General features: G+C 73.0%; 24 protein-coding genes and 1 pseudogene. 8 read left to right on the top strand and 17 right to left on the bottom strand.

Annotated features, from left to right (window positions below; genetic code table 11):
* The first annotated feature begins 76 nt into the window (after positions 1–76).
* A complete protein-coding gene (locus tag AB0J42_RS08780) occupies positions 77–1228 on the top strand; it encodes a hypothetical protein (RefSeq protein WP_364290463.1) in 1152 nt (383 codons plus the stop codon).
* Here AB0J42_RS08780 and AB0J42_RS08775 read toward each other — a convergent pair.
* From AB0J42_RS08775 to AB0J42_RS08765, 3 genes are read right to left on the bottom strand one after another with little or no spacing between them, the layout of a single operon-like run.
* A complete protein-coding gene (locus AB0J42_RS08775) occupies positions 1215–2789 on the bottom strand; it encodes an FAD-dependent monooxygenase (protein ID WP_364290461.1) in 1575 nt (524 codons plus the stop codon). The two genes, AB0J42_RS08780 and AB0J42_RS08775, sit on opposite strands and share 14 nt — an antisense overlap.
* Complete coding sequence (locus AB0J42_RS08770) at positions 2786–3622, bottom strand: fumarylacetoacetate hydrolase family protein (protein ID WP_364290459.1); 837 nt, start codon at positions 3620–3622, stop codon at positions 2786–2788. Before AB0J42_RS08770 ends, AB0J42_RS08775 begins: the two co-directional genes overlap by 4 nt.
* On the bottom strand, positions 3619–4494 hold the full coding sequence (locus tag AB0J42_RS08765; protein ID WP_364290457.1) for a dioxygenase: 876 nt from the start codon (positions 4492–4494) through the stop codon (positions 3619–3621). The genes AB0J42_RS08770 and AB0J42_RS08765 overlap by 4 nt, the downstream gene beginning before the upstream one ends.
* Positions 4495–4587: 93 nt before the next feature.
* On the opposite strand from AB0J42_RS08765, the gene AB0J42_RS08760 reads away from it, so the two are divergent.
* On the top strand, positions 4588–5370 hold the full coding sequence (locus AB0J42_RS08760; RefSeq protein WP_364290455.1) for an IclR family transcriptional regulator: 783 nt from the start codon (positions 4588–4590) through the stop codon (positions 5368–5370).
* A gap of 386 nt (positions 5371–5756) precedes the next feature.
* Here AB0J42_RS08760 and AB0J42_RS08755 read toward each other — a convergent pair.
* Positions 5757–6014, bottom strand: a pseudogene (locus AB0J42_RS08755) (transposase); the annotation flags it as partial.
* Positions 5981–6121, bottom strand: a complete 141-nt coding sequence (locus tag AB0J42_RS08750) for a helix-turn-helix domain-containing protein (RefSeq protein WP_364290453.1) — start codon at positions 6119–6121, stop codon at positions 5981–5983. The pseudogene AB0J42_RS08755 and the gene AB0J42_RS08750, both read right to left, overlap by 34 nt.
* Positions 6122–6231: 110 nt before the next feature.
* Between AB0J42_RS08750 and AB0J42_RS08745 the strand changes: the two genes are divergently transcribed.
* Both AB0J42_RS08745 and AB0J42_RS08740 read left to right on the top strand, forming a co-directional pair.
* Entirely contained in the window at positions 6232–6378 is a 147-nt protein-coding gene (locus AB0J42_RS08745; protein WP_364290451.1) for a hypothetical protein, read from the top strand.
* Between the two features lie 176 nt (positions 6379–6554).
* Entirely contained in the window at positions 6555–7733 is a 1179-nt protein-coding gene (locus AB0J42_RS08740; protein WP_364290449.1) for a glycosyltransferase family 4 protein, read from the top strand.
* A gap of 4 nt (positions 7734–7737) precedes the next feature.
* Here AB0J42_RS08740 and AB0J42_RS08735 read toward each other — a convergent pair whose 3' ends face one another.
* Positions 7738–8247, bottom strand: a complete 510-nt coding sequence (locus tag AB0J42_RS08735) for a hypothetical protein (RefSeq protein WP_364290447.1) — start codon at positions 8245–8247, stop codon at positions 7738–7740.
* 82 nt (positions 8248–8329) lie between these two features.
* Here AB0J42_RS08735 and AB0J42_RS08730 point away from each other — a divergent pair, with 82 nt between their 5' ends.
* On the top strand, positions 8330–8968 hold the full coding sequence (locus AB0J42_RS08730; RefSeq protein WP_364290446.1) for a 4'-phosphopantetheinyl transferase superfamily protein: 639 nt from the start codon (positions 8330–8332) through the stop codon (positions 8966–8968).
* 36 nt (positions 8969–9004) lie between these two features.
* A complete protein-coding gene (locus AB0J42_RS08725; RefSeq protein WP_364290444.1) occupies positions 9005–10060 on the top strand; it encodes a hypothetical protein in 1056 nt (351 codons plus the stop codon).
* A 350-nt stretch (positions 10061–10410) separates the two neighbouring features.
* On the opposite strand, the gene folP is transcribed toward AB0J42_RS08725, so the two are convergent.
* Together folP and AB0J42_RS08715 are read right to left on the bottom strand one after the other, a co-directional pair.
* On the bottom strand, positions 10411–11271 hold the full coding sequence (gene folP / locus AB0J42_RS08720) for a dihydropteroate synthase (RefSeq protein WP_364290442.1): 861 nt from the start codon (positions 11269–11271) through the stop codon (positions 10411–10413).
* A gap of 210 nt (positions 11272–11481) precedes the next feature.
* Positions 11482–14394: a M36 family metallopeptidase gene (locus AB0J42_RS08715; RefSeq protein WP_364290440.1), complete on the bottom strand. Its 2913-nt coding sequence runs from the start codon at positions 14392–14394 to the stop codon at positions 11482–11484.
* Between the two features lie 253 nt (positions 14395–14647).
* Between AB0J42_RS08715 and AB0J42_RS08710 the strand changes: the two genes are divergently transcribed.
* Positions 14648–15415 (top strand): phosphotransferase, encoded by a 768-nt coding sequence (locus AB0J42_RS08710; protein WP_364290438.1) that lies wholly within the window; start codon positions 14648–14650, stop codon positions 15413–15415.
* Between the two features lie 4 nt (positions 15416–15419).
* On the opposite strand, the gene AB0J42_RS08705 is transcribed toward AB0J42_RS08710, so the two are convergent.
* Positions 15420–16217, bottom strand: coding sequence for a glycerophosphodiester phosphodiesterase family protein (locus AB0J42_RS08705; RefSeq protein WP_364290436.1), 798 nt, complete (start codon positions 16215–16217; stop codon positions 15420–15422).
* A gap of 201 nt (positions 16218–16418) precedes the next feature.
* On the opposite strand from AB0J42_RS08705, the gene AB0J42_RS08700 reads away from it, so the two are divergent.
* The gene (locus tag AB0J42_RS08700; protein ID WP_364290434.1) at positions 16419–17216 is read left to right on the top strand and encodes an exodeoxyribonuclease III; all 798 of its coding nucleotides are present in this window, start codon (positions 16419–16421) and stop codon (positions 17214–17216) included.
* Between the two features lie 15 nt (positions 17217–17231).
* On the opposite strand, the gene AB0J42_RS08695 is transcribed toward AB0J42_RS08700, so the two are convergent.
* The 8 genes from AB0J42_RS08695 to AB0J42_RS08660 form a co-directional block, all read right to left on the bottom strand.
* A complete protein-coding gene (locus tag AB0J42_RS08695; RefSeq protein WP_364290432.1) occupies positions 17232–18467 on the bottom strand; it encodes a glycosyltransferase family 4 protein in 1236 nt (411 codons plus the stop codon).
* Positions 18464–19735 carry a hypothetical protein gene (locus tag AB0J42_RS08690; RefSeq protein ID WP_364290430.1) on the bottom strand — a complete coding sequence of 424 codons (1272 nt, stop codon included), beginning with the start codon at positions 19733–19735 and terminating at the stop codon, positions 18464–18466. The genes AB0J42_RS08695 and AB0J42_RS08690 overlap by 4 nt, the downstream gene beginning before the upstream one ends.
* The gene (locus tag AB0J42_RS08685; RefSeq protein WP_364290428.1) at positions 19732–21063 is read right to left on the bottom strand and encodes a glycosyltransferase family 4 protein; all 1332 of its coding nucleotides are present in this window, start codon (positions 21061–21063) and stop codon (positions 19732–19734) included. The genes AB0J42_RS08690 and AB0J42_RS08685 overlap by 4 nt, the downstream gene beginning before the upstream one ends.
* Positions 21051–21803, bottom strand: a complete 753-nt coding sequence (locus tag AB0J42_RS08680; RefSeq protein ID WP_364290426.1) for an NTP transferase domain-containing protein — start codon at positions 21801–21803, stop codon at positions 21051–21053. Before AB0J42_RS08680 ends, AB0J42_RS08685 begins: the two co-directional genes overlap by 13 nt.
* On the bottom strand, positions 21796–22464 hold the full coding sequence (locus AB0J42_RS08675; RefSeq protein ID WP_364290424.1) for an HAD family phosphatase: 669 nt from the start codon (positions 22462–22464) through the stop codon (positions 21796–21798). The genes AB0J42_RS08680 and AB0J42_RS08675 overlap by 8 nt, the downstream gene beginning before the upstream one ends.
* Entirely contained in the window at positions 22461–23690 is a 1230-nt protein-coding gene (locus tag AB0J42_RS08670; protein WP_364290422.1) for a 2-phospho-L-lactate transferase CofD family protein, read from the bottom strand. The genes AB0J42_RS08675 and AB0J42_RS08670 overlap by 4 nt, the downstream gene beginning before the upstream one ends.
* Positions 23687–24433, bottom strand: coding sequence for a glycosyltransferase family 2 protein (locus AB0J42_RS08665; protein ID WP_364290421.1), 747 nt, complete (start codon positions 24431–24433; stop codon positions 23687–23689). Before AB0J42_RS08665 ends, AB0J42_RS08670 begins: the two co-directional genes overlap by 4 nt.
* A 69-nt stretch (positions 24434–24502) precedes the next feature.
* A complete protein-coding gene (locus AB0J42_RS08660) occupies positions 24503–25120 on the bottom strand; it encodes a hypothetical protein (protein ID WP_364290419.1) in 618 nt (205 codons plus the stop codon).
* Positions 25121–25133: the final 13 nt, after the last annotated feature.

The following is a 25133-nucleotide window of genomic DNA, read 5'->3' as shown; positions in this document are numbered from 1 at the left end:
CTGCACAGGGGGCCCGCGAGGACTCATAATTTGTGATCCACGCGGCACTGTGCCCCGGCCGGGAGGAGAAACGGGGATGCCCGAGTTCTTACCGCTGCGCGAGGAAGACCCGGCGCGTGTCGGCCCGTACCGGCTGATCGGCCGGCTCGGCGCGGAGGTGTACCTGGCCGAGGGCGTGGAGGACGGCCCGCCGGTGGTGGTGAAGCTGCTGCGTCCGGGGATCGACCGGGAGCGGTTCCTGCGGCTGGTCGCCTCCATCCGGGAGGTGTCGGCGTTCTGCTCGGCGCGGGTGCTCGGGTCGGGGACGGCGGACGGGCGGCCGTACGTGGTGAGCGAGTACATCGACGGCCCCGCGCTCGCGGCGGTGACGGCGGCGGGGACCCGGCTGAAGGACGCGGCGCTGCACCGGCTCGCGGTGGGGACGGCCACCGCGCTGGTGGCGATCCACCAGGCCGGCGCCATGCACGGGGATGTACGGCCGGAGAACGTGGTGCTCGGCCCCGACGGTCCCCGGCCCGAGAGTGAGCCGGAACAGCAGCCGGTGCGGCGCGGGCCGCTGATCGCGGTGGCGGCGTTCGCGGCCGGGGCGATGCTGTCCGGCGTCGCCGTGTACGCGCTGGCGCCGCCGCGCACGGGTGCCGTGCTGGCCGGGTCCGCCTCGCCGGCCCCCGTCATCTCCTCCGCTCCGCCGGTCACCCCGAGCGTGACGACCGCGCCCGTCGCCAGCGTGCCGCCGGAGGCGTCGGACGACGTGGAGCTGCCCGACATCGGCACCACCCTGCACGAGCACCCCCAGGACCGGGTACGGCTGACGGCCTATCTGCAGGCCAAAGCGCCTTTCAAGGCGTTCGTCAGGGACGCCTCCGGCCGGTTCGAGGAGGTCGGCCAGACGGAGGAGCCCCGGGTATCGCCGGACGGGCGGTGGGTGGCGCTCAACCCGTGGGTCAAGTTCCAGAACTCCGAGATGGACCACGTCCGCGTCCGCGACCTGTCCACCGGCGAGTCCTTCACCGTGCAGACCGTGCGGAAGCCCGACACGACGATGGTGCCGGTCTGGTCGCGCGACGGCCGCCGGCTGCTGCTGTCGATCAAGAAGGGGGACGCGGTCACCGGCCGCGGGCGGGGCCGGCTGGTCCTGGCCGGGCTGGACGGCGAGACCGTGCGGGTGCTCGCCGAGGGCCCGGCCGACCGGCTGGAGGACGTCAGCGTCTGGTTCACCCGCCGGTGAAGCCGAGCGCCGTCCGCAGGATCGCGGAAGGGTCGCCGCCCTCGCCGCGCCAGGCCACGTGCTGGTCGGGCCTGACCAGTACGAGCGAGGCCCCGTACCGGCCGGCCAGCCCCGCGTCCGCCAGGTCGACGACCGCGAACGGCACCCCGAGGGCGCGCGCCGCCTCCTCGAACGGCGCGACCGGCTCCGGCGCGAGCCGCAGCAGGGTCAGCCCCTCCCCCAGCGTGTCGTACACCGACCGGTCGCCGGGCAGCCAGGCGTGCGGCAGCCGCGCGCCCGGCCGGCCGGAGCCGTGGTACTCCCGCGGGGTGTGCGGCGGGACGGGCGAGCCGTCGTCCACCACGATCGGCGAGTCCGCGTAGTGGTAGCCGAGCACCAGCCCCTCGCTGTAGAACTCGCCCGCCTTGACCCGCAGCGCGGCGGCCGTCTCGGCGCGGGCGCGCTCGGCCTCGGGCCCGGAGCCGGTGAGCGGCCGGTCGGCGAACGACGGGGCGAGCAGCTTCTCCTGGGCGGAACTGTCGGCGATGGTCTGGGCGGCGACCGGCCGCCGCTCGGCCTCGTAGCTGCCGAGCAGCGCGGGCCCGCCCCAGCCCTGGAGGACGGCGGCGAGCTTCCAGGCGATGTTGACCGCGTCGCCGACGCAGGTGTTGAAGCCGTGGCCGCCCCACGGCGGGTTGAGGTGGGCGGCGTCGCCGACCAGGAAGACCCGGCCGGCGGAGTAGCGGTCGGCGAGGAGCATCCGGGCCACCCACGGGTCGGTGCTGACGACCTCGACGGGCAGGTCGGCGCCGATGAGCACGCGCACCATGCGCACCGGGTCGACGTCGGCGGTGCGCACGTCGACCCCGACCAGGATCGCCCACCACTTGTCGTCCAGGTCCATCCGGCCCATCAGCCCGGACACCTCGGGGTGGATCACCCAGTACTGGACAGCCGGGCCGAGCGGGGTCTTCTGCGCCAGGCCGGGCGAGTGGAAGACGACGCTCAGGTTGGGCCGCTCGCCGGAGGAGCCCTCGTAGGAGGCGCCGATGGCCTCGCGGCTGACCCCGGCGGCGCCGTCGCAGCCGAGCAGGTAGCCGGCTTCGAGGGTGGTGCCGTCCGAGAGGGTGGCGCGGACCCGGTCGGCGTCCTGGTCGATCGCGGTGACCGAGCGGCCGGTCAGGAACGTGACGGCGGGTAACTCGGCGACCGCCTCACGCAGCACCCGCTCCATGATCGGCTGCGGCACCTGCTGGCCCGGCTCCGCCCAGCGCTCGTCGCGCTCCGGGTAGAGGCCGAAGGCGTGCGGGAAGCGGGTGAGCTCGACGCCGAGCAGGTTCGTACAGAACAGCACGTCCTGCGACCACGAGACCGGCAGCGGGGCGGCGGCGCGCAGCCGGTCGGCGAGCCCCCACCGGCGCAGGTACTCCATGGTGCGCATGCTGGTGGTCTTGGCGCGCGGCCGGTCGTGGTCGATGGCGGTGCGCGGCTCGACCACGGTGGTGGGGATGCCGCGCCTGCCGAGCTCGACGGCGGCGGCCAGCCCGGCGGGGCCGCCGCCCGCGATGATGACGCTGCTCACGCGGTCCTCCTGACGACCGGCGTACGGATGACGCCGAGGCGCTCGACCTCCACCTCGACCACGTCGCCGGGGGTGAGGAGCCGGGGCGGGGTGCGGACGTAGCCGACGCCCTCGGGGGTGCCGGTGGCGATGACGTCGCCGGGGTTCAGGGTCAGCGTGGCGCTGATGCGGGAGAGGAGGCGGGGCACGGTGAAGATCATGTCACGGGTGTCGCCGTCCTGCATCACCTCTCCGTTGACCCGGGTGATGACGCGCAGGCCCTGTTCCAGGCCGCCTGCCTCGTCGGCGGTGACGATCGGGCCGAGCGGGCCGCTGCGGTCGGCGTTCTTGCCGAGCGTCCACTGGCTGGTGAGCTTCTGGGCGGTGCGGGCGGTGATGTCGTTGAACGCGGCGTACCCGAGGACGGCGGCCCCGGCCTCGCGCTCGTCCGCGTCGGCGAGCGGCGCGCCGACGACGGCGGCGACCTCGCCCTCCCAGTCCAGCCCCGGCTCGCCCGCGGGCACCGGCACCGGGACGCCGGTCACCGAGAGCGAGGCCGTCCACCGGCCGAACACGGTCGGGTGCGCGGGCGGCTCGAACCCGCCCTCGGCGGCGTGCGCGCGGTAGTTGAGCCCGATGCACAGGACCCGCGCCGACGGCGGCACGGGCGGCGCGAGCTCCGCCTCCGCCAGCGGCACCCCGCCCGGCCCCGCCTTACGGGCCCGGTCCAGCCAGTACGGGACGTCGCTGTAGAAGTCGGTCACCTCGGCGAGCGGCGTGACCGTGTCCCCGGACAGGACGCCGACCGTGACGTGCCGGGCCCCGTCGTGCCCGGCCAGCCCGACGAGCTTCACCGCGGGTCTCCTTCCTTGACCAGCCGGATGTCGAACTCGGCCGCCAGGAACGGGCCGTCCATCCCGAAGCGCGGGTCGGTGGACGGCCGGAAGTCGGCGATGAGCGCGTCCTTGACCGCGAACGCGGCGTCGGAGCCGAGGTAGGGGTCTCCGGCGACGAAGAGGTGGGTGGTGAGCGGCCGGTGCCCGGCCGCGTGGATCTTGATGTGGATGTGGGCGGGCCGCATCGGGTGGCGGCCGATCGCGCGCAGCAGCTCGCCGACGGGGCCGTCGGTCGGCACCGGGTAGCTGCTCGGCTTCACGGTGCGGAACCAGTACGTGCCGTCGTCGCCGGTGGTCAGCAGGGCGCGCAGGTTGCCGTCGTGCTGCTCGGGGTCCTGGCTGTCGTACAGGCCGGTGTCGTTGGCCTGCCAGATGTCGAGCACCGCCCCTGCGACAGGCACCCCGTCGCAGTCGGTGACCCGGCCGTGCACCACCGTGGGCTCGCCGCGCCGCCGCTCCGGGCCCTCGGCGATCCAGGCGCCCATCGGGCGGGGCGGTGCGGGGGCGTGGAAGGGGCCCTCGACCGAGCTGGGGGTCATCATGGGCGGGCCGGTGTGGTTCACCTCGTCGACGGCCGAGGTGACGCCCAGCATGTCGGACAGCAGGATGAACTCGTTGCGGGTGTCAGTGCAGGCCTGCCCGGTGCGGACCAGGAAGTCGACGGCACGCAGCCACTCGGCCTCGGTGGGGCGCTGCTCGCGGACGAACGCGTGCAGGTGGGTGACGAGGCCGCCGACCAGGTCGCGCAGCCGGGGGTCCTCGCCTCCGACGGAGCCGAGGACCTGGGTGAGCAGTTCGCCGAGCCGGTCGGGTGCGGGATCCGCGGTCATCCTGGCCTCCCTGTCTGGTCTTGATCGGCAAACCTTAGGGGGTGGGCGATGCCCGCACCAGGGAGGATTTCATTCAATGGCACACTTGCCCGGATGACCCGTGGACGCCGCCCGCCGCAGGGCGCCCCGGTGATCGACCGGGCCTTCGCGCTGCTCGCCGCCTTCTCCGCGACCCGGCGGGCGATGACCCTGGCCGAGCTGAGCCGGGCCACCGGCACGCCGCCGAGCACCGCGCTGCGGCTGGCCCGCCGGCTGGTCCACTGGGGCGCGCTCGAACGCGACGGCGACGGCCGGTACGTGATCGGGCTGCGGCTGTGGGAGCTCGCCTCGCTCGCGCCGCGCGGGCAGGGGCTGCGTGAGGCGGCGCTGCCGTACATGGAGGACCTGTACGAGGCGACGCACCAGCATGTGCTGCTGGCGGTGCGTGACGGGGCGGAGGCGCTGCTGGTGGAGCGGCTGTCGGCCCGGGACGCCGTGGACGTGCTCTACCGGGTCGGCGGGCGGCTGCCGCTCCACTCGACCGGGGTCGGGCTGGTGCTGCTGGCCTATGCCGAGCCCGGCTTCCAGGACCGGGTGCTCGCCGGGCCTCTGGTGCACGAGCCCGAAGGGGTGCCCGTCTCGGCGGCGGCGCTGCGGCGGACGCTGGCGGAGGTGCGGCGTACGGGGCTGGCGGTGGTCGAGCGGTCCGAGCCCGGGCCGCTCATCAGCGTGGCCGCTCCGGTGCGCGGCTCCGACGACTCGGTGGTGGCGGCTCTTTCGGTCGTCGTCCCGGCGGCCGGTGCCGAGCCGCGTGCCCTCGCCCCGGCGCTCCACGCCACCGCCCGCGCTCTCTCCCGCGCCCTCGGTTCGCCCCGTTCCTCCGCCTCCTCCCCGTGACCCCTTCGACGTGGGGGCGCCGGGCTCGGCCTTCCGCGGCAAAGGACATTTCGCCGCAAGACGCCGGACGCGCGCCCCGGCGGGGGTGGGGCAGGGCAGCCTCTACCGTCACTTCCCGACCGGGCGAGCCTGGCGACGGCGGTGTTCGAGGGCAACCTCGCCGAGTTGGAGTCGCTGGCCGCCGACCCGGCGACTGCGGCGTTCATCCACATGTTGACATCCTCCCGCGCTGAAGCCGAAGCATGGGGATTCCAACCGCGACTACCCCACGAGGAGGAGGTCGCAAGACGGCCCCATCCGGCCGCCAGGATCGACCGGTTCAGCCCGGCCTTGGCCCGCACGTTCCGGCCCGGCACCTCCACGGTGCCACGCGCCGACCGGGTCATGGCAGGGATCTTCAAGTTTTCGACGGCGATCACATCGAAGCGCCGGGCCAGGCCCGTACTGACCTTCTCCACCCAGTCCTTACGCCGGTCGCTCTCGCGCGCCTTCAGCCGGGCGATGGCGGCCTTGACCCTGCCGCGCCGGTTCGACCCCCGCTCGGCCCGCGCCAGCTTACGCAGCAACCTGAGCAGGCGAGCCTTCTCCGCATCACACAGACCGGGAGCGTTCAACAGCTCGCCGGTGGACAGGGCCGCCGACACAGCGCGTGCTGCTCAACCGCGAGATTCCACACAAACCGGGCATGCCCGCAATGCTCCAGCAACGCCTGCTCCTGGGCAGGCGAAGGCTGGAGCCGGTAGCGGGACACGCCGATCAAACTACCGACCGCCACCGACAAAACCGGGAGACAGAAGTGCCTGGCCGTTCCGGCTTTCCTGCCCGCCCTGAAGAACGAGGCATCCAGCCTGTAGATATCCGGTGACCTCGTCCGAGGAGCGGATGGCGGCGGCGAGGGCGCGGGTGACCCGCCTGCTGGCCGGGGTGCTGTCCGGGAGGCCGGCGGAGGAGCGGGCCGAGGTGGCGGGGCGGGCCTGGGCCCTGCTGCACCGGTCCATCCATCCCTGAGCACGCGGTGCCCAAAGATCACCAAGTGGTGTGAAATATCAGTACTCTTGCCGGACGGTGTCGCCGGTCCGCTCACGCTGACAGTGAACACCCAGCAAGAGGCACTAGCCTCATTGCGCATAAAGGGGTGGCCCCGCGACGCCACCAGGATGAGACGTGCCTCGGAGACGCAAGACATGAAGATCCGGTACATGCTGTTGCACGCCTACGGCATGGGCGGGACCATTCGCACCGTGGTCAACCAGGCGAACGCGATGGCGGCGGCGGGCCACGACGTGGAGATCGTCAGCGTGGTCCGGAGGCGGACCAGCCCGCAGTTCGACATCGATCCGCGCGTCAAGGTCTGGGCCCTGGTCGATCAGCGCAAGGCGGTCGAGACCGACTCCCTGGCCCGCAAGGTCTGGCGGCGGGCGCGCGGCAAGATCGTGCCCGCGGGCGAGTTCGCCGCCAGCTACTTCACCGAGCGCGTGGAACGCGCGGTCATCGAGTACGTCAGCCCGCTGAGCGACGGCATCCTGGTCACCACCCGCCCCGCGCTCAACCTCATCGCCGCCCGCCGGGCAACCTCCGGCGTGATCCGGGTGGCCCAGGACCACATGAACCTCGGCTCGTACCGCAAGCCGGTACGGGAGGAGATCGCCCGCCACTACGACCGCTTCGACGCGGTGGTGGTGCTGACCGAGACCAGCCGGAGGGAGTACCTGGAGGCGCTGCCGGGCGCCCCCATCGTGCGCATCCCGAACGGCATCCCGATGGCCGGGCGCGCCCCCTCCGACCACTCGGCCCCGGTCGTGATCGCGGTGGGGCGGCTGGTCAAGCAGAAGGGCTTCGACTATCTCATCAAGGCGTACGCCTCGATCGCGGACCAGCACCCGGAGTGGCAGCTCAAGGTCTTCGGCACCGGCCCGTCCCAGGAGAAGCTGCAGCAGCGCATCGACGAGGCCGGGCTGACGGGCCGGTTCCGGCTGATGGGCCGGACCGAGAAGATCAACGACGAGTTCGCCGCGGCGTCGATCTACGCGCTCAGCTCCCGCATCGAGGGCCTGCCGATGGCGATGATCGAGGCGATGGGGCACGCGCTGCCGGTGGTGGCCTTCGACTGCCCGACCGGGCCCGCGGACGTGCTGACGCCCGGCGTGGACGGGATCCTGGTGCCGCCGCGCGACCCGGAGGCGCTGGGGGCCGAGCTGTCGAAGCTGATGGGCGACATCGACGCGCGCCGCAGGCTGGGCACCGCCGCGGCCAAGACCGCGCAGAGCTACTCGCCCGAGGTGGTCATGCCGATGTGGGAGCGGCTGTTCACCGCCCTGCACAACGGCGAACGGCTCGACGGCCCGCCCTGGACCGCTTCCTGACCGGTCAGGGGCGGCTCCAGACCTCGGCGTCGGCGAGGAACGCGTCCGCCGCATCCGCAGCCACCGGGACTCCGCCGATCGTGACAGCGCCGGTGGCGCACGGCATGTAGACGTTGGTCAGCAGGTGCGGCTCGCCGCCGAGGTCGAAGGACTCGACGCGGACGGCCCGGCGTTCCAGCGGCGGCCCCGGGATCTCCACGACCACGTCGGCCGCGACCGCCCGCATGCCCGCCTCCAGGTCGAGCTCCAGGCCCACCGGGGCCAGGGTGATCTCGGGCTCGGGCCACGGCAGGCCGCGCACCTCGGGAAAGTGCCGGGTGAAGCTCTGGGCCAGCCACCGCCCCAGTGCGGCGTCGGGCGCGACGACGCGGGTGGCTCCCCCGTACCAGAGGACGAGCGCGCGCCCGCTGCCCCGCTCGGACCAGTCGGCCCGCCAGACGGAGGCGAACGCGACGCGCTCGCCCGAGGCGGACAGGGTGACGCACGGATTGGCACCGATGAACCGAATGGACATCGCAGCACCATATCTCCGGATGAACGCCCCGAAGTAGCATGTGCGGCGTGCTGAACTTCCTGGCTCCCCCGCGGGGGATGGCGTGATCGAGGCCATCCTCCCGGCCGGCGTCGTGGCCGTCGACTTCTTCCACGACCCGCCGGATGTGAAGCTCTTCCCGGAGGAGGAGCGGCTGATCGAGCGGGCGGTGGACAAACGCCGCAGGGAGTTCACCACCGGGCGGCACTGCGCGCGGGAGGCGCTCGGCAAGCTCGGCCTGCCCGCCTCTCCCCTGCCGTCCGGCCCGCGCGGCGAGCCCCTGTGGCCGGCGGGGGTGGTGGGCAGCATCACGCACTGCACGGGGTACCGGGGCGCGGCGCTGGGCAGGCTGGGCCAGGTGCGGAGCATCGGCATCGACGCCGAGCCGAACGCGCCGCTGACCGGCGGCGTGCTGGACATGGTCTCGCTGCCGGAGGAGCGCGAGGCGCTGCGGGCCCTGGAGGCGTCGCGTCCGGGCGTCCACTGGGAGCGGCTGCTGTTCTCCGCCAAGGAGTCCGTCTACAAGGCGTGGTATCCGCTGGCCGGGAGGTGGCTCGGCTTCGAGGACGCGGTCATCGACTTCGACCCCGACCGGGGGACGTTCTCGGCCCGCCTGCTGGTGGACGGGCCCGAGGGGCTGGAGGTCTTCCCGGGGCGCTGGATGGCGGGGCGTGGGCTGATCCTGACCGCCGTCGTCCTCTGAGGCTCGCTGATCGCGCTCAGCCGCGGCCTGGACGAGATGTACGAGCTGGGCGTGCGGAGCATGTTCGTCTGCCACAAGTACGACAACGCGCTCTGCGGGGTGCGGTTCGACTCCGGCACCCAGGGCGCGATCGTGAACATCGGCAACCTGCTCGGCACCGGCCGGTTCTGGCAGGCCCGCACCTGCGCCACCGCCGAGCACGACAACACCATCGAACCCGCGGGCGTGCTGCCCGGCCAGATCGCCCGGCTCCTGCCGCCCGGCATCTCGCTGCCCGCCTATCCCGCGCCGCCGCACTGCAACACCCGCGGCCTCACCTCGCTCGGCGAGCACATGGTCCAGGGCATGATGCGACGCGGCATGCTGATCGAGATCGACCACATGAGCGTCAAGGCCGCCGGCCGTGCCCTCGACCTGCTCGAAGCCGCCGCCTACCCGGGCGTCGTCTCCTCCCACAGCTGGACCGACCAGCGCTACCTGGACCGCATCTGGGCGCTCGGCGGCATGGTCACCCAGTACGGTCACGACGCCGGCGAGTTCGTGGCCGAGTGGCGGCGGAGCGCGCCGATCCGGCAGGCCCACCAGGTGGCGGGCTACGGGTACGGGCTGGACGCCAACGGCATGGGCCGCCTCCCCGGGCCCCGCTCGGGCAGCGCGGTCACCTACCCGTTCACCACCTTCGAAGGCGTCACCCTGGACCGGCAGCGCACCGGCGACCGGGTGTGGGACGTCAACGTGGGGAACCGGTCAGGTCCAGGTGGCGACCCAGTAGGCGACGCCGAACGGGTCCTCCTCGTACAAGACCCGCGCCTGCCACGACCGGCCCTCGCAGGCGGCGGCCATGACCTGCCAGGCGGCCCGCCCGGCGACCAGGACGCGCTCGCAGGCGGCGGGATCCAGGCTCAGCAGCGCACCGGCGTCGGCAGCCCCGAGCGCGGTCCCGATCCGGGTGTCGATCTCGATCGAGGCCGGGTCGAAGTGACCGGGAGCCTTCTCATTACGGCGGGCACTTCCATCGGCGACGGCGAGCAGCCCCGCGGGCCGCTCACCCGCGCCCAGCTCGCGCCCGAGAGCCCGGCAGCGGTCGGGTGACTCGCCTTCGCCCACCCCGCGCAACGTCCACGGCACCGGGCACCCGTCCAGCAGCGACCGCCCCACGGCCAGCGAAACGGGCAGAACCTCCCCGGGAGCAGATCCCCCACCACCGCAAGGCCGCCGGGCGGGGTGAGGGGCCACGCGGTGTTCGGGGCCGGGGGCGTCGGAGGGGTACGGGCGGGTGGCAGGCGCACCGCCCACCACGACGATCTCCTCCACGCCCTGGTCGAGCAGCACGGTGACGGCCGCCGCCATCGCCTCGCGCGCCTTCTCGACCTCCCGTACGGGCCCGCCGGTGACACCGGGCAGCAGCAACGGAGCGCCGGGGACGGTGGCAGCGGCGACGATCATGCCAGCCCCCTCACGATGCGCGCGGGCGGCCGGACCCCCCGGGTCACCGCCACCATGTCGAGCACCTGCCGCGTCTCGGGCACGTTGTGCGCCCGGAACACCAGCGCCCCCTGCCAGGCGCAGAGCGCCGTCACCGCGAGCGTGCCCATCAACCGCTCCCCCACGGGCAGGCCGAGCGACTCGCCCACGAAATCCTTGTTGGACAGCGACACCAGCACCGGCCAGCCGGTGTCGACCATCTCGCCGACGCGCCGGGTCACCTCCAGCGACTGCCAGGTGTTCTTGCCGAAGTCGTGGGCCGGGTCGATGAGGATGCGGTCACGCGGCACCCCGGCCGCCACCGCCCGCTCGGCCAGCGCGACGGTCCGCTCGATCACGTCGGCCATCACGTCGTCGTACTCCACCCGGTGCGGCCGGGTGCGCGGCTGCACGCCGCCGGTGTGGGCGCACACGAGCCCCGCCCCGAACTCGGCGGCCACCTCGGCCAGCTTGGGGTCGACCCCGCCCCACGCGTCGTTGAGCAGGTCGGCCCCGGCCTGGCAGACCTCGCGGCCCACCTCGTGACGCCAGGTGTCGACGCTGATCACCAGGTCGGGGTGGCGCTCGCGTACCTCGGCCACGAACGGCGCGGTGCGTTCGATCTCCTCCCGCACGTCGACCTCGCCGCCGGGCCCGGCCTTGACCCCGCCGATGTCGACGATGTCGGCGCCCTCGGCCACCACCTGGTCGACCCGGCGCAGCGCCTCTTCACGGGCGAACGTCGCGCCGCGGTCGTAGAAGGAGTCGGGAGTACGGTTGACGATCGCCATCACCAGCGGCGCCTCGCCGAACGTCCGGGAGCCGAGCGTGAGCCTCATCCGTTCCTCTCCGGCACGACGCCGTCCCTGACGTTGCAGAACACCGTTCCATCCTACGTGAGCCCGCCACGGCGCCGGCGGCGGGGATCACCCGCCGGACCGGCGCCGGGGCACGACGCCGGAAGCCGACTCACCCGAGATTCACGGATGAACCGGCCCCGGAGGAGACGACGGCGCGGAGCCGGTCACCCGGCCCCGCGCGTCACCGGGTCAGTGCGAGAACGCCTGGAACTCGGCCGCTCTGACCTGGTCGCGGAACGGGCTGGCCGTCCCGCAGTCGGTCGCCGAGTTGGGGTCCTCGTCCTGTTCTCCCGCGTACAACGGGTTGCCCGTGCACTGGGTGGTCAGCGCGCGGAACATGAGGTGGGTGGCGTCGGTGGCGGGCACGCGGAACGACCTGATGAGCAGGTCGGCTCCGCGCGGCCGGGGCCGCGAGGTGTCGAAGGCGTCGGCCTTGCTGGTGTAGATCTTCTTGAACCTGGCCGGGTCGGCGCAGTCCTTGGCGCAGGCCAGCACCTCGAACGAGCGCAGCGCCGAGAACCGGTTCTGCCCGCCGGGGTCGGCCGGGTCGTTGACGTTGGGCCTGAGCATGGCGCTCACCTGGACCCGGCGGATCTTGACGGGCCGGTCGCCCGCGAGGTCCACGACGACCGACTTGCCGGCCGGGGCGCCGGTGAGCGAGGCCCAGTTGGTGGCCTCCGTCTCGTCGATGAGCTTGTCGTGGTTGACGCCGTCGCCGGTGGCGGTGGCCCCGGAGGCGGCGGAGGCGTGGTTGCGGGTCAGGGCGAGCGGGAGCGGCAGCGTGACGCCGGGCAGCACCACGCCCTTGAGCCGGGTGTGGCCGAAGCCGTCGCCGGTGACCAGCAGGTCGTACACGCCGGGCGTCATCTCGACGGTGTCGCCGAGGTCGGTGGCCGGGTCGGTGTCGGCGACCGGCACCGCGCGGCCCTCGTAGTCGCCCACGTACAGGCGGAGCGCCGCGTCCTTGGCCTCGCCGAGCGGCTTGAGCTTCAGCGAGCCGTTGCGGCCCTCAGGGTCGGCGAAGCTCGGCGTCGGGTCGGGGTCGTTGCCGCCGTTGCTGGACGCGCCCTCGCCCAGGCCGTGCTCGGCGAACGCGCGCCACATGATGTCGTGGTTCTTGCCGCCGAACCGGATGGAGTCGGCGGCGAGCAGCGCGTCGCGGTGGTCGACATAGCTGACCGCGCCGGAGGCCATGAGCAGCAGCGCGTCGAAGGAGAGCTGCACCCAGCGCCGGTTGCCGGGGCACTTGTCCACCGGCCGCTTGCCGTCCGCGCACTCCCGCTGCTGCTTGGCGGTGCCCTTGCCGTACCGCTTGAGGAACGCCTCGCGGACGCTGAACTGGGTGGCCGACCAGATCTCGCCGTCGGCGTGCACCTGCTGGCCGACCAGGTCGTAGGCGACGTTGCTGTAGTTCAGCGGCGACTTGGACATGTCGTAGTTGCGGATGCCGCGCTCGGGGTCTCCGGAGACGTATCCGCCGGTGACGTACGGGGTCTTGCCCGCGGGGCGGAACCCGTACTCGTACAGGTACTCCATCGAGAACAGGTCGGAGGTGCTCTCGTTCATGGCGCCCGCCTGGGAGCCGCTCCAGCCGGCGTCCGGTCCGGCGATCATGCGGCCGGAGATGGCGTGGCTGTACTCGTGCCCGATGACGGACATGTCGTAGTCGCCGTCGACGCAGGGCGCGTAGAACGCGCCGGCGATCGGCTGCCACAGGTACATGTTGGTGATCGGGGCGACCCCGTCGGGGCCGGTGATCTGGTTGGCGTTGTCGCGGACGGTCAGGTCGCGGGCGCCGGCCTGGGCGTTGCCCTGCTCGGGGTCGCCGCCGAGCCCGCCGCGGTCGCCGTTGTCCTGCTGCATGTTCCACGCGGTCTCGGTGAAGCCGAGTTTGTAGGACCAGTCGTGCATGCGCTGATGCTTCACGTGCAGGTTGGCGATGGCGGCCTCGAGGTCGGCCTCGCCCGGCTGGTCGAGCACGGCCGGGTCGCACTTGGCCTCGAACCAGGTGTTGCGCCACGGGTACCGGTAGTTCCGGTCGGGGGTGAGCACGTTGCTGCGGGTGCCGACCGTGAACGGGTCGCCGCTGGCGCGGTTCTCGTACGTGCGAGCGGCGTTGCCGAGGCTGCTGTGGGAGGACTCGCCGGTTTCGTGGTCCACGTCCCAGGCCTTGCCGGTGGCCGGGTCGCCGCCGGGGACGTAGTCGCAGCCGCGCTCGTTCCGGTGGCACCAGGTCTCCCGGGTGTCGCGGGAGGAGTAGTTGGCCGGCGGGTTGGCCGGGAAGACGTCCCACTTGGGGTTGTCGCCGTCGTGGTGGTGGTCGACCAGGTTCTCGCGGACCAGGATCCGGCCGCTGACCGCGTCCACGTGGGTGGTGTAGGCGGCGGGGTCGCCGTCGGTGCCGCCGATCAGGACGACCTCGTAGGCGCTGTGCACGCCGTCGGGGGCGGGGACCGCGACCTTGGTGACCCGCTGGGTGACGGCGGTGGCCAGGTCGATCTCGCCGTCGGTGGCGGCGATCTCCAGCGCCTGCTGCTCGGTGATGGCGGCGGCGGGCGGCGCGGAGGTGTCACGTGACAGGGTCGAGGTGACGTGCCGTACGGCTCCGTCGCGGACGCCGACGGCGACCATGCCGTCCACGCCGGCGGGCAGGTCGCCGAAGCGCTGGCGCAGGAGCACGGCGTGGCCCTCGCCGATCGGGTTGACGGCGACCGTCTCCAGCGCGTCGACCTGCTCGGCGGGGAGGCCGAACAGCCGCTCGTTGGCCTTGAGGTAGGCGCGGGCGGCCTGCTCGGGGTCGGCGCCGAGTCCTTCGGCGAGCGGCTGCGCGGAGGTGACGACGGCCGGGGTTCCGAGAGCGTTCCATCGGATGGTGGCGTCGGGGGCGGCGGTGCGCGCGTTGGCCGAGATCGGGGGCGGGACCGTTCCCTGCCGGTTGTCGACGTCGGGTTTGCCGTGCTCTTCGGCTTGGAAGTCGTGGACGACGGCGTTGTTCGCGGCGGTTTCGTGCTGTTCGCCGATGGCCGGGGTGGCGAGGGGAAGGACTAACGCCGCGGTGGCGGCGACTATCACAGTGCTGCGTAACCAGGGTGTGGTCGGCACAGGGTTCCTCCAGTGATGCCCGGGACGCGCGGTTCACCCGCATCGCAAGAGGTACACCGCCCGGATTGCCCTGACAAGATCTTGTAAAAGACGAATAAGAGCGATATAAGTTGGCGCGCCACATAGCTGGCGTTTTGTCGTGTCCACATGTGGACAAAGACGGGATGTTGGCAAATCCCCTTCTTGGAGATTCCCGCGCCTGTTGAGAGCCTGGGCTGTGGCGTTCAGGCGAGCCCAGAGGCAGGTGGGTGAGGTGGAGACTCGCCTCGACGGAGGCAACGACGGGGGCGCGGTCCGCATGGGCGCGACGGTCAGGAGGGCCGTCAGAGCATGGACCCCGGCCGTCCACGAACTGCTGAGGCACCTGGAGCGGGCCGGCTTCGCCGGGGCGCCGCGCGTGCTCGGCATCGACGACCGGGGACGCGAGGTCCTGACCTACCTCGAAGGCGAGACGCTGGGCAGCCGCCAGATCTGGCCCGAGTGGACGCGTACGGAGAACGCGCTGCGCCAGGTGGCCCGCTGGCTGCGCGACTACCACGAGGCCGTGGCCGGATTCGTGCCGCCGCCCGGCGCGGCCTGGCGCGGCGGCGGCCGGTGGCGGCCCGGCCTGATCATCGCGCACAACGACGCCAGCCCGTTCAACGCCGCCTGGCACGACGGCCGCCTGAACGGCTTCTTCGACTGGGACTTCGCCGCCCCGGCCTCGGTGGAGTCGGACGTGGCGTGGGTGGCGCTGAGCTGGGTGCCTCTGCACTCGCGGCACGTGGCGGCATCGGAAGGCTTCACCGCGTTCGACGCCAGGCCCCGGCGGCTGCGGCTGTTCCTGTCGGAGTACGGCTGGCGGGGCGACCCGCACGTGATCGTCAAGGAGATCCAGGCCCGGATGACGGCCCGCGCGCTGGCGATCCGCCGCGGCGCCGCCGCGGGCGACATCCTCTACACCAAGCTGCTGCGCTGCGGCACCGCCGACGACATGGACCGTGCCGTAAGGGAGCTGAACGACTTCTGCCCGGTCGGGTAGCCCGTCAGGTGCACCGGCGCTCCATCCAGCGGCGGTACTGCTTCGGGTAGTTGGTCATGACGCTGAACGGGCGGAGCTTGAAGATGCTCTGCCAGCGGGTGGTGTTGCCCTTCCAGCCGGGCGGCGGCTCGTCCCAGGACACTCCGTCGGTCCACCGGGCGTGCCCGTCCTTGAGCAGCGACGGGTGGCGCTTGGACAACTGCTCCTGGATCCACGGGTCGAACGAGTAGACCATGATCGGCTGGTCGTTCTGCCGTTCCAGGATGGGGCCGGAGAGCTGCCGCCACGCTTCCTTGCCGTAGGTCTTGCTCGCGAGGATGCGCTTGGCCATCGGCTTGACCTCCAGCAGGACGATCAGCCGCAGCTTCGCCGCGTAGTCGAGCCACGAGCGCAGCGTGTAGACCCGCTCTCCCTTGTAGGGGCCACGCGAGATCCGCCGGAACTTGAGCGCGCCGGGGCCGGTCTTCCAGTAGAGGTCGGTGATCGCCCGGCGGGGGCCGTTGAGCCCGTTGGTGGTGGTGTTGTGCCACATGACGGCCTTGGTGCCGCGCTTGGTGAGCTGGACGTCGGCCTCGACGCCGTCGGCGCCCCAGCGCCGCATGTCGCGCAGCGCGCTGGGGTTGTTCGCCTGCCGGATGCGGTCCTTCACGGTGGCGTCCGGGCCCTTGGGATAGCCTCCGTGGCCGAAGATCAGCGGACATCGCTGCTTCTGCACCGCCGCCGTCGGCGCCGGCGCGGTCAGGACGGACACCGCCAGGGTGGCCGCCGTCGTCACCGCGATCCTGCTGTTCGTCCTTGCCATGAAGTTCCCCCCGCCGAACAGGTTCGATCACCCGCGAACGAGGCTAGATGCGCACTTCAGCACGATCAAGGCAGCCGGTGACACGGCGTGGCGGCCCCGTCACAACCGCTCAAGAGCCGTACCGCGGTATCTCCGCGGGCTGTACGGACGACTCAGGTGAGGGCGTGCGACGCCGTCGCTGGGCTCTGACAAGCTGGGGGCATGCGCCTGGCGACGTGGAATGTGAACTCGGTCAAGGCCCGGCTGCCCCGGCTGCTCGACTGGCTGGCCGAGAAGGAGCCGGATGTCGTCTGCCTGCAGGAGACGAAGTGCCCGGCGGACGCCTTCCCGGTGGAGGAGGTGGCCGCGCTCGGGTACGAGACGGCCGCGCACGGCGACGGCCGGTGGAACGGGGTGGCGCTGCTGTCCCGGGTGGGGCTGGCGGACGTGTCGCGCGGGTTCCCGGGCGAGCCGGGGTTCGACTCGGCGCAGGGGGTCGTCACGGCCACGCCGGAGCCGCGCGCGGTGGGGGCGACCTGCGGCGGGCTGCGGGTCTGGTCGATCTACGCGCCGAACGGGCGGACGGTCGACTCGCCGCATTACACGTACAAGCTGGCCTGGTTCGGCGCGTTCCGGGAGGCGGTGCAGGCCGAGTTGCGGGCCGGGCACGCGGTGGTGGCGTGCGGCGACTTCAACGTGGCGCCGACGGACGCCGACGTGTGGGACCCGTCCGTGTTCGTCGGTTCGACGCACGTCACCCCGGCCGAGCGGCAGGAGCTGGCCGGGCTGCGCGCGCTCGGGCTGAGGGACGTGGTGCCGGAGCCGATGAAGGGGCCGCACCCGTTCACCTACTGGGATTACCGGGCGGGCATGTTCCACAAGAACATGGGGATGCGCATCGACCTGGTGTACGCGGTGGCGGGCGTCGCCGGGCGGGTGCGGTCGGCGTACGTGGACCGCGAGGCCCGCAAGGGCAAGGGCCCGTCGGACCACGCGCCCATCGTGGTCGACCTGGCCTGAGCGGGCTGCGCGCCGTCAGCGGGCGCGCAGCACCTCCTGGTAGACCGCGATCGTCTCCTCCGCCGCTCTGGCCCAGCTCAGCCGCTCCCGTACGAACCGTTCCCCGTTGCTCGCGAGGGCGCGGCGGGCCGCCGGATCGTTCATCAGGCCGATCACGGCGTCGGCGATGGCGCCGGGGTCGGTGCGCGTGTAGCGCACGGCGGGCTCCGCCGGGTCCCCGAGGAAGATCCGGGAGAAGCCGTCGCCCAGGATGGTCGGCTTGGCCAGGGCCATCGCCTCGGTCGCGACCAGGCCGAACGGCTCGAAGAGCGAGGGGAAGACGCAGAGGTCGGCCAGTTCGTAGTACTCCAGCAGCGCCGGGCCGTCGACGAACCCGCCGGAGGTGAGCACCCGCCCGTCGAGCCCGGCCTCGGCGACGATCCGGGCGACCCCGGCCTCGTCACCCTCGCCGACGATCACCAGCCGGAGCCGGGGGACCGCCACGGCGATCTTCTCCATCGCCTCCAGCAGCTCGTAGACGCCCTTCTGCCGTTCGATGCGGCCGACGAAGAGCAGGACCGGGTCGCCGTCCGCGATGCCGAGCCGGGCGCGCAGCGCGGCGGCGCCGGAGCGGAGCGCGGCCCGGTCGACGCCGGCGAGCCGCCTTTCGAACGTGCCGCCCAGGCAGACCACGTCGATCGTGTCCCGGTCCCAGCCGGCGGCGGCGAGCTGGTCGCGGACCTCCGGGGTGGCGACGACGACCCGCCGGGCGATCCGCCCCAGCCACCGCTCCACCGCGGCGAAGACGCCGGCCGGGTCGGTGAAGCTGCGCTGCGGCGCGACCCCGTACTCGGTGGTGTGCACGTGGAAGACGACCGGCAGCCGCAGCACGTAGTGGCAGAGCAGGGCGGCCAGGAAGTTCGTCGAGTCGTGCACGGCGACCAGGTCGGGCCGCTCCTGTCGGGGCAGGCGCCGCAGCCGCAGGAAGTACCGCCAGTTGCTCACCACGACGTTCAGCGCGAGCAGCAGGAACTCGGTCCGGCGGGTGCGGTTGAGCCTTCGGCGGCGGCTGATCGCGCCGAGCACACGCCCCAGCGGCCGGTGCACGGTGACGCCGTCGCGCCGCTCGTGCACCGGCAGGTGCCCGTCGTTGAGCGTGAACACGGCCAGCCGGAGGCCGCCGGCCAGGTGCGGCGTGATCTCCTCGACGTAGCGGCCGAGCCCCGCGGTGATGTTGGGCGGGAACTGGTTGATGACGTAGGCGACCCTCACCGTTCGACCTCCGAAGTACGCGCCCGGTACACCCGCGCGGCGACGGCGGCCACGACGGCCACCAGGATGAGATTGGTCAGGGCGAACGCCACCAGCCCGCCCGTCAGGCCCTGCCAGGAGATGAACGCGGCCTGGCAGGCGAGCGCGGCGGGCGACCCCGCGGCGAGGCAGGCGATGAGCACCTTCGCGCCCCGGACCCCGTCCATCGACAGGGCGAAGAGATACAGGTTGAACACCGTGTGCAGGCCGATCCCCACGGCCGACAGCGCCATCAGGCCGGGCTCGTACGGATACTCCGCGCGCAGCACCAGGAAGAACAGCGCGCTCGCGGCGAAGGAGAAGGCCGCGGTGGCCAGCGCGATCGCGGGGGCGAGGCGGCCGATCCGCCGCAGCGCGGCCACCTTGTCGGCCGTCGCCAGCACCGGCAGCAGCACCAGGCCGATCCCCTCGGTGAACACCACGCCGAGCAGCCGTTTGGGGAAGCCGTTGTAGACGGAGTACACGCCGACGTCGCTCCCCGGCGCCCAGTGGTTGAGGAAGATCATGTCCGCCCCGAACAGCACGGAGGTGAAGCCGGCGACGGCGCTCATATACGCGCCGTGCCGGAGCAGGGAGCGCGCCAGCGACGCCGACCAGGAGCGCGGTACGACCTCGAAACCGGCCACCGCCACCAGGGCGAAGACGACGTTGGTGACGATCAGCGCGAGCAGGTAGACCTCGGCGTCCCGGACCCCGGCCACCAGCAGGCAGCAGGCCGCGGCGGCGAGATAGACGGCGGCGACGGCGAGCTTGAGTGCCGCCACGAACGCGAACTTCTTCAGGCCGCGCAGGAAGCTCTCGGTCAGCTGGTTCGCCGTCATCGACAGGGCGAGCGCCAGCGCGAAGCAGAGCGTGCGGACGTCGATCCCGAGCAGCGGGGTGAGCGCCGGGGAGGCCAGCAGGCCGGCGGCGACCAGGCCGCCGCCCAGCGCCAGCGTGGTGAACAGGGCCGTCGTCACCAGGGCGGGCCTGTCCTGCGGCTCGGCCCTCGGCAGCTCCTGGTACATGACGTAGTGGAGGTTCAGCAGCATGCCGACGGTGACGATCAGCGCGATGGTCAGCACCAGGGTGAACCGGCCGAACGCCGCGGCGCCGATCCCCCAGGCGATGCCGAGCGTGGTCGCCGCCGCCGTGCCGCTGGCGGCGATGCTCATCAGCGTGGGCCAGACGGCCCAGCCCCGGCCGCCGAGCAGCCGCGACACCCGGTCGCGGACCGGGGCGGACGTCACCGCGCCACCTCCGCGTACGCCGCGAGCGTCGCCTCAGCCGTCCGCGCCCACGAGTAGCGCGCGCGGACGTGCTCCGCGCCGCGCCGGGCGAGCCCGGCGGCGTGCTCCGGGTCGTCCAGGCAGCGCGACAGGGCCGCGGCCAGTTCCTCCGGCGAGCCGGTCCGGCAGCGGACCGCGCCCTCCCCCACCACCTCCGGGGAGTAGCCCGGCCCGACCACGACCGGCCGGCCCAGCGCCATCGCCTCCACCGCGACCAGCCCGAACGGCTCGTACACGGACGGGAAGACGCACACGTCGGCGGCCAGGAAGTGCGCGAACACCTCGGGCGGGTCCAGGAACCGGTAGCCGGCGACCACCTGCCCGGCCACGCCCTCCCGCTCGATCAGCCCGGCCACCCGGGCGTCGTCGCCGCTGCCGATGAGCACGACCCGCAGGTCGTCCCGCCCGCGCAGCAGCGCCGCCGCCCGGATCAGCGTGTGCACGCCCTTGTGCGGTGACAGACGGCCGGCGAACACGACCAGCCGCCCCGCGCCGCCCGGCAGGTAACGCTCCCTGACCTCGGCACGGAGCCGGTCGCGGCGGGCTCCAGGAAGCTCGGCCAGGCGGATCAGCTCCGGATCCTCGTAACCGTGCGGCACGACCCGCAGCCGGTCCTTCGGCCAGCCGCGCGCCACCAGCTCGTCGCGCATGCCCGCGCTGGGCACCACGATCAGGTCGGCCAGCCTGGCCTGCGCGTTCTCCAGCGCGGTGATCCCGGCGTTCACGAAGGTGCGGCGGGCGCCGGGGGCGGTGTTGTGCTCGCAGGTGTGCACGTGGAACACCACCGGCGTACGTCCGAGCACCCGGCACAGGATCCCGGCGACGGCCCCCATCCAGTCGTGCACCGCCACCACCGCCCCGGCCCGCCTCCCACTCCGCAGGATCCGGGCCGCGACCCGCACGTTGAACCAGATCAACCCGCCGACCCTGACCAACGCCCCGATCCCTCCGCGCCCCGGATCACCGGCCCTGGGCGAGACACCAGCCGCGTCTCCCACCTCACCGTCCACGGGCACACGAGGACCGGCGGAGTCCCGCCGGGGTGCCTTCTGGGGTGTCTCGGGGGAAGGCTGGCCTGGGGTGGGGAGGAGGTGGAGGGTGACGGAGCCGGTCCGGTGGGTCCGGGGCGGGAGGCGGCGTCCGACGGCGCCGAACACCTCGACGGGGACGCCGGTGTCGCGCAGGGCGGCCAGCAGCCGCTCGGCGTACCGTCCCAGGCCGCCGACCACGTTCGGCGGGACCTCGGTGCAGACGACGTAGCAGCGGCGCGGCCGGGTCAGTCCGGGCACCGCTGGAACGCCCGCCGGGCGAAGTCGAGGTCATCCGGGGTGTTGATGCCGCGCGCCTCGTCGGGGTCGCTGACCGGCACCACGGTCACCGGCCGGCCGCGCACCCGGGACAGGTACGGCAGGAACGGCAGGAAGTTGACCTCGCCGGTGGCCGCCCCCGGTTCGGCGCCCGCCAGGTAGCCTTCCCACGCCTCCGGCAGCGCGTCGGTGCCGAGGCAGAAGACGCCGACGTCGCTGAGCCCGCCGGGCCGGCACAGGTCGCCTTCGCGGGACATCCGCACCCCGGTCAGGACCGGCCCGTCCAGCTCGTACTCCACGTACGGGTCGGGCATCGGCACCAGCGGGAGGGTGAGCCCGGCGGAGCGGGCGTGCACCACCTGCCGGACGGTCTCGGAGGACAGGTTCACCTGGTCGCCCCAGACGACGAGGATCCGGTCGTAGCCCTCCCAGTGCGCGGCGGCGCCGAAGATGGCGTCGCCCATGCCCTTGGGCCGTTCCTGGACGCTCACCGAGACGGCGCCGCGCTCGATCTCGGCGGCGGCGAGCCGGCGGAACGGGAGCTCCCCCGCCGGGGAGACGACCACGTGGACGTGCTCCACCCAGGGGCTCAGCCGCCGGTGCAGCAGATGCCACACGGTGACGCCGTCGGCGACCTCCACCAGGATCTTCGGGATGCCGAGGCCGAGCCTGGTCCCGCTGCCTGCCGCCGGGATCACCGCGCAGACGCGCTGGTCACTCACTTCCGCTCACTCCCATGTCGAGGAAGGCCACGATCTCGTCCAGGTCCCGCACCCAGGTCGCGCCGGCGGCCGGGGTCGCCGCGTTGACCTGCAGCGTCACCAGCCCGGCGCCGACGGCGGAGGCGACCCCGTGCTCGGAGTCCTCCACGGCCACGGCGTCGTCCGGGGCGACGGACCAGCGCTCGCAGGCGTGCCGGTAGAACGCCGGGTCCGGTTTGCCCGCGGCCACGTCGTCTCCGGTGAGCACCCCGCTGAAGTAGCCGTCCAGCGAGCAGCCCTTCAGGACCCGCTCGACCGACCCCCTGCTGCCGCTGGTCACCAAATAGGCCACGCGGCCGCCGGTGGTCAGGCGGTCGAGCAGCCGGCGGGCGCCGGGGAACAGCGCCACCTCGCCCGCGGCCACGTACTCCCGGTAGAGCCGCTGCTTCCGCCGCACCAGCAGGTCGGCCACCTCGGGCCCGGCGCCCAGGGCGGTCACCACCTCGCGGGTCGTCGCCCCCGCGTACGACTCGTACCGAAAGGAGCCGAGCAGGGACGGCGCGTACTCCGCGAGGGCGGCGCGGAAGGCCGCGGCGTGCGCCGGGGCGGAGTCGACGAGCGTGCCGTCCAGGTCGCAGAGCCAGACGCGCCGCCCGGCGACGAGGGTGGCGGCCCGCATCATGCCCTCGCCGGCGCGGCCGCACCGGCGATCGAGGTCAGCGCGCGGACGGTGCGCGCGCCGCAGTGCGCGCCCGGCCGCTCGGCGTCCTCCAGGTCGGCGGTGACCCACCGGGCCCCGGCCCAGACGCCGCCGCCCGAGAGATAGGGGGGCACCGCCGGCGCGTTGGGTGCACAGTGGCTGAGGACGTGCGTGACGGTGCCGCGGTCGTTGCCGGGGTCGCCGAGGTAGTGCAGGGTACGGCCGACCAGCTCGGGGGCGCTCAGCCCCTGGACGTCGTGGTCGTCCCGGGTGTTGACGACGAACACCTTGGCCGCGGCGCGGCTCTCGGCGATGGCGTCCGCGATCCCGGGGGTCAGGTAGCTGGGGAGCAGCGACGAGTGCGGGGTGCCCGGCCCGTACAGGAGGAGGTCGGCGTCCCTGATCGCGTCCCGGACGGCCGGGTTGAGTGAGGTCTCGGCCCGGTGGCACTCCAGGATCCGCCGCACCTCCTCGGCGGGCCGCCCCTCCAGCTCGGCCTGACAGGCCGCGCTGACCGGCTCGCGGAGCAGGAACAGGTCGGTGATCGCGGCGGCGTCCTGCGGGGCGACGATGTCGGCCTCGTCGGCGAGGAGGCGGCCGTCCTGCTTGAGCGCGGCCAGGTAGGCGTTCTCGCCGTTGGTGACGTTCAGCAGGGCGATCGGGGTCTCGAACGTCCGGGCGCACGCGCGTACGGCCGCGTTGAAGTCCTCGCCCAGCCGCAGGTACGCACCGGCGAGGACGAGGTTGCCCAGCGCGCAGTCGGTCAGGTCGAGGCCGCCGGGGTGGCTGTCGAACCTGGCCCGGACCGCGGCCAGGTCCCGGGTGATCGCCTCACGCGCCGGCGGCGGCAGGGCGGCGAACTCCCGCGCGGCCCCGTCACGCGGCCGGGCCGGCGGGTCGGCGATCAGCCCGGCCAGGTCGGCGAGGTCCGCGCGGGTGGTCCCGGCCGGGAGCCGGTGCTCCAGGACCGAGCGGAGCGCGGCCTGGCGGGGATCGCGGCCGTCGAGGTGGACCAGGAGGTTCTTGCGGAAGTCCGAGGGGCCGAGCATCCCGGGCAGGTAGCGGCGGAGGGCGCCGGTGGACCGGCCGTTGTCGTAGCCGTTGATCACCAGGGTGAGGTCGACGCCGGGCGTGTGAAGCAGGCCGCGTGCGATGCTCGCCCCGCCGCGCCCGCCGCTGAAGAGGGCGACCGCGAGCCGGCCGCTCATCGGGCCCGCTCCCTGAGCATCGGCGGCGGCTCCGGGATGCGGAGCACGCCCCGGCGTAACAGCCATCGGCGGTAGCCGAGATAGCCCACGAACAGGGCGCGGTCCCGGGCGCCGCGCCAGAACCGCCACCCGCGGGCGCCGCCGCCGCGTTCCCGGTGCTCGATGGGGATCTCCACCCAGGGACGGCCGAGCTCGGCGATCCTGGCGGTGATCTCGGTGGAACAGTTCATGCCGCCGGACTCCAGGCAGAGGGCGCGCAGCAGCGGGCCGCGTACCACCTTGAAGATCGAGTTGAAGTCGCGGTACCGGGTGCCGTGCGTGAGGTTGCTGACCGCGCCGCTGGCGGCCGAACCCCACCGGTAGGCCAGGCCATCGGCCTTCTTGACGCGGGCGCCCGAGAAGGCGTCGGCCTCGCCGGCCCGTACCCGGTCGAGGAAGGCGTCCAGGTTCGCGATGGGGAACTGCCCGTCGGAGTCGAGCAGGACGACCCAGTCCATCCGGGTGTGCGCGATGGCGGCGGCGATGGCGGCGCCGGCGCCGCGGTTCTCGGGGAAGTCGACGACGACCAGTTCGGGGCAGTCCTCGCGCAGGCCGGCGAGGATGGCGCCGGTCGCGTCGTCGCTCCCGTCGTTGCAGACGACGATCTCCCAGGCGCCGATCGCGGGGTGACCGGCCAGGTACTCCCGCCATTCGGTCACCGCCGCCGCGATGTTCGCCTCCTCGTTGTAGGCGGGTGCCGCCACCGAGATGTCGACGGTCGACGGCAGTTCGTGGGTGTCCAGCTTCGCCTCCTCGTGGTGGGTCCGGTCGCGTCAGTGAGGGCGCGCGCCGCCTCCCAGCAGGCGAGAGATCCAGCGGTCCAGCGGGAGCAGGTTGATCCCGACGACGATCGGCACGTGGGCCAGCGTGAACAGGATGGCCCCGCCGAACGGGATCGGCCCGCCGGTGATCACGTTGATGTGCGGCGCGTCGATGAGGTCGGGGATGTCCACGGGGTTGACGACCTGCCACATGACGTCGAGAAGACCGGAGAACACGATGACGATGCCGCTCATCGCGATCTTCAGGCAGCGTCCCGGGCTCCCGCCGCCGATGCGGTAGGCGGCGGCGACGGTGAGCACGATCCCGGGGTAGAGCAGCAGGTACAGGTGGGTGTAGAAGCTGTCGCCCTGGGCGCGCTCGACGTCCCCGTAGTAGAAGTAGCTGACCCGCGGGATCACGTACGCGGTGAAGAAGACGAACGGGACGCACAGCAGCCAGTGCAGGCGCTGCGACACCCAGGGGAAGAACGCGATCGCGCAGCACAGGAAGGCGAAGGCGACCAGCTTGGCGCCGAGTTCCCAGGCGGCGCCGATCTCCCGGCCGTGCGGGGTGACCAGCCAGACGAACGCGAAGCCGAGGGTTCCGGCGGCGAGGGCGATCCACCACACGTGCGCGGCCCAT

Source organism: Nonomuraea sp. NPDC049649, from assembly GCF_040675175.1.
Lineage (GTDB): Bacteria > Actinomycetota > Actinomycetes > Streptosporangiales > Streptosporangiaceae > Nonomuraea.
Note: the sequence above shows the minus strand (reverse complement) of the source record. Positions and strands in the feature narration are given on the sequence as shown.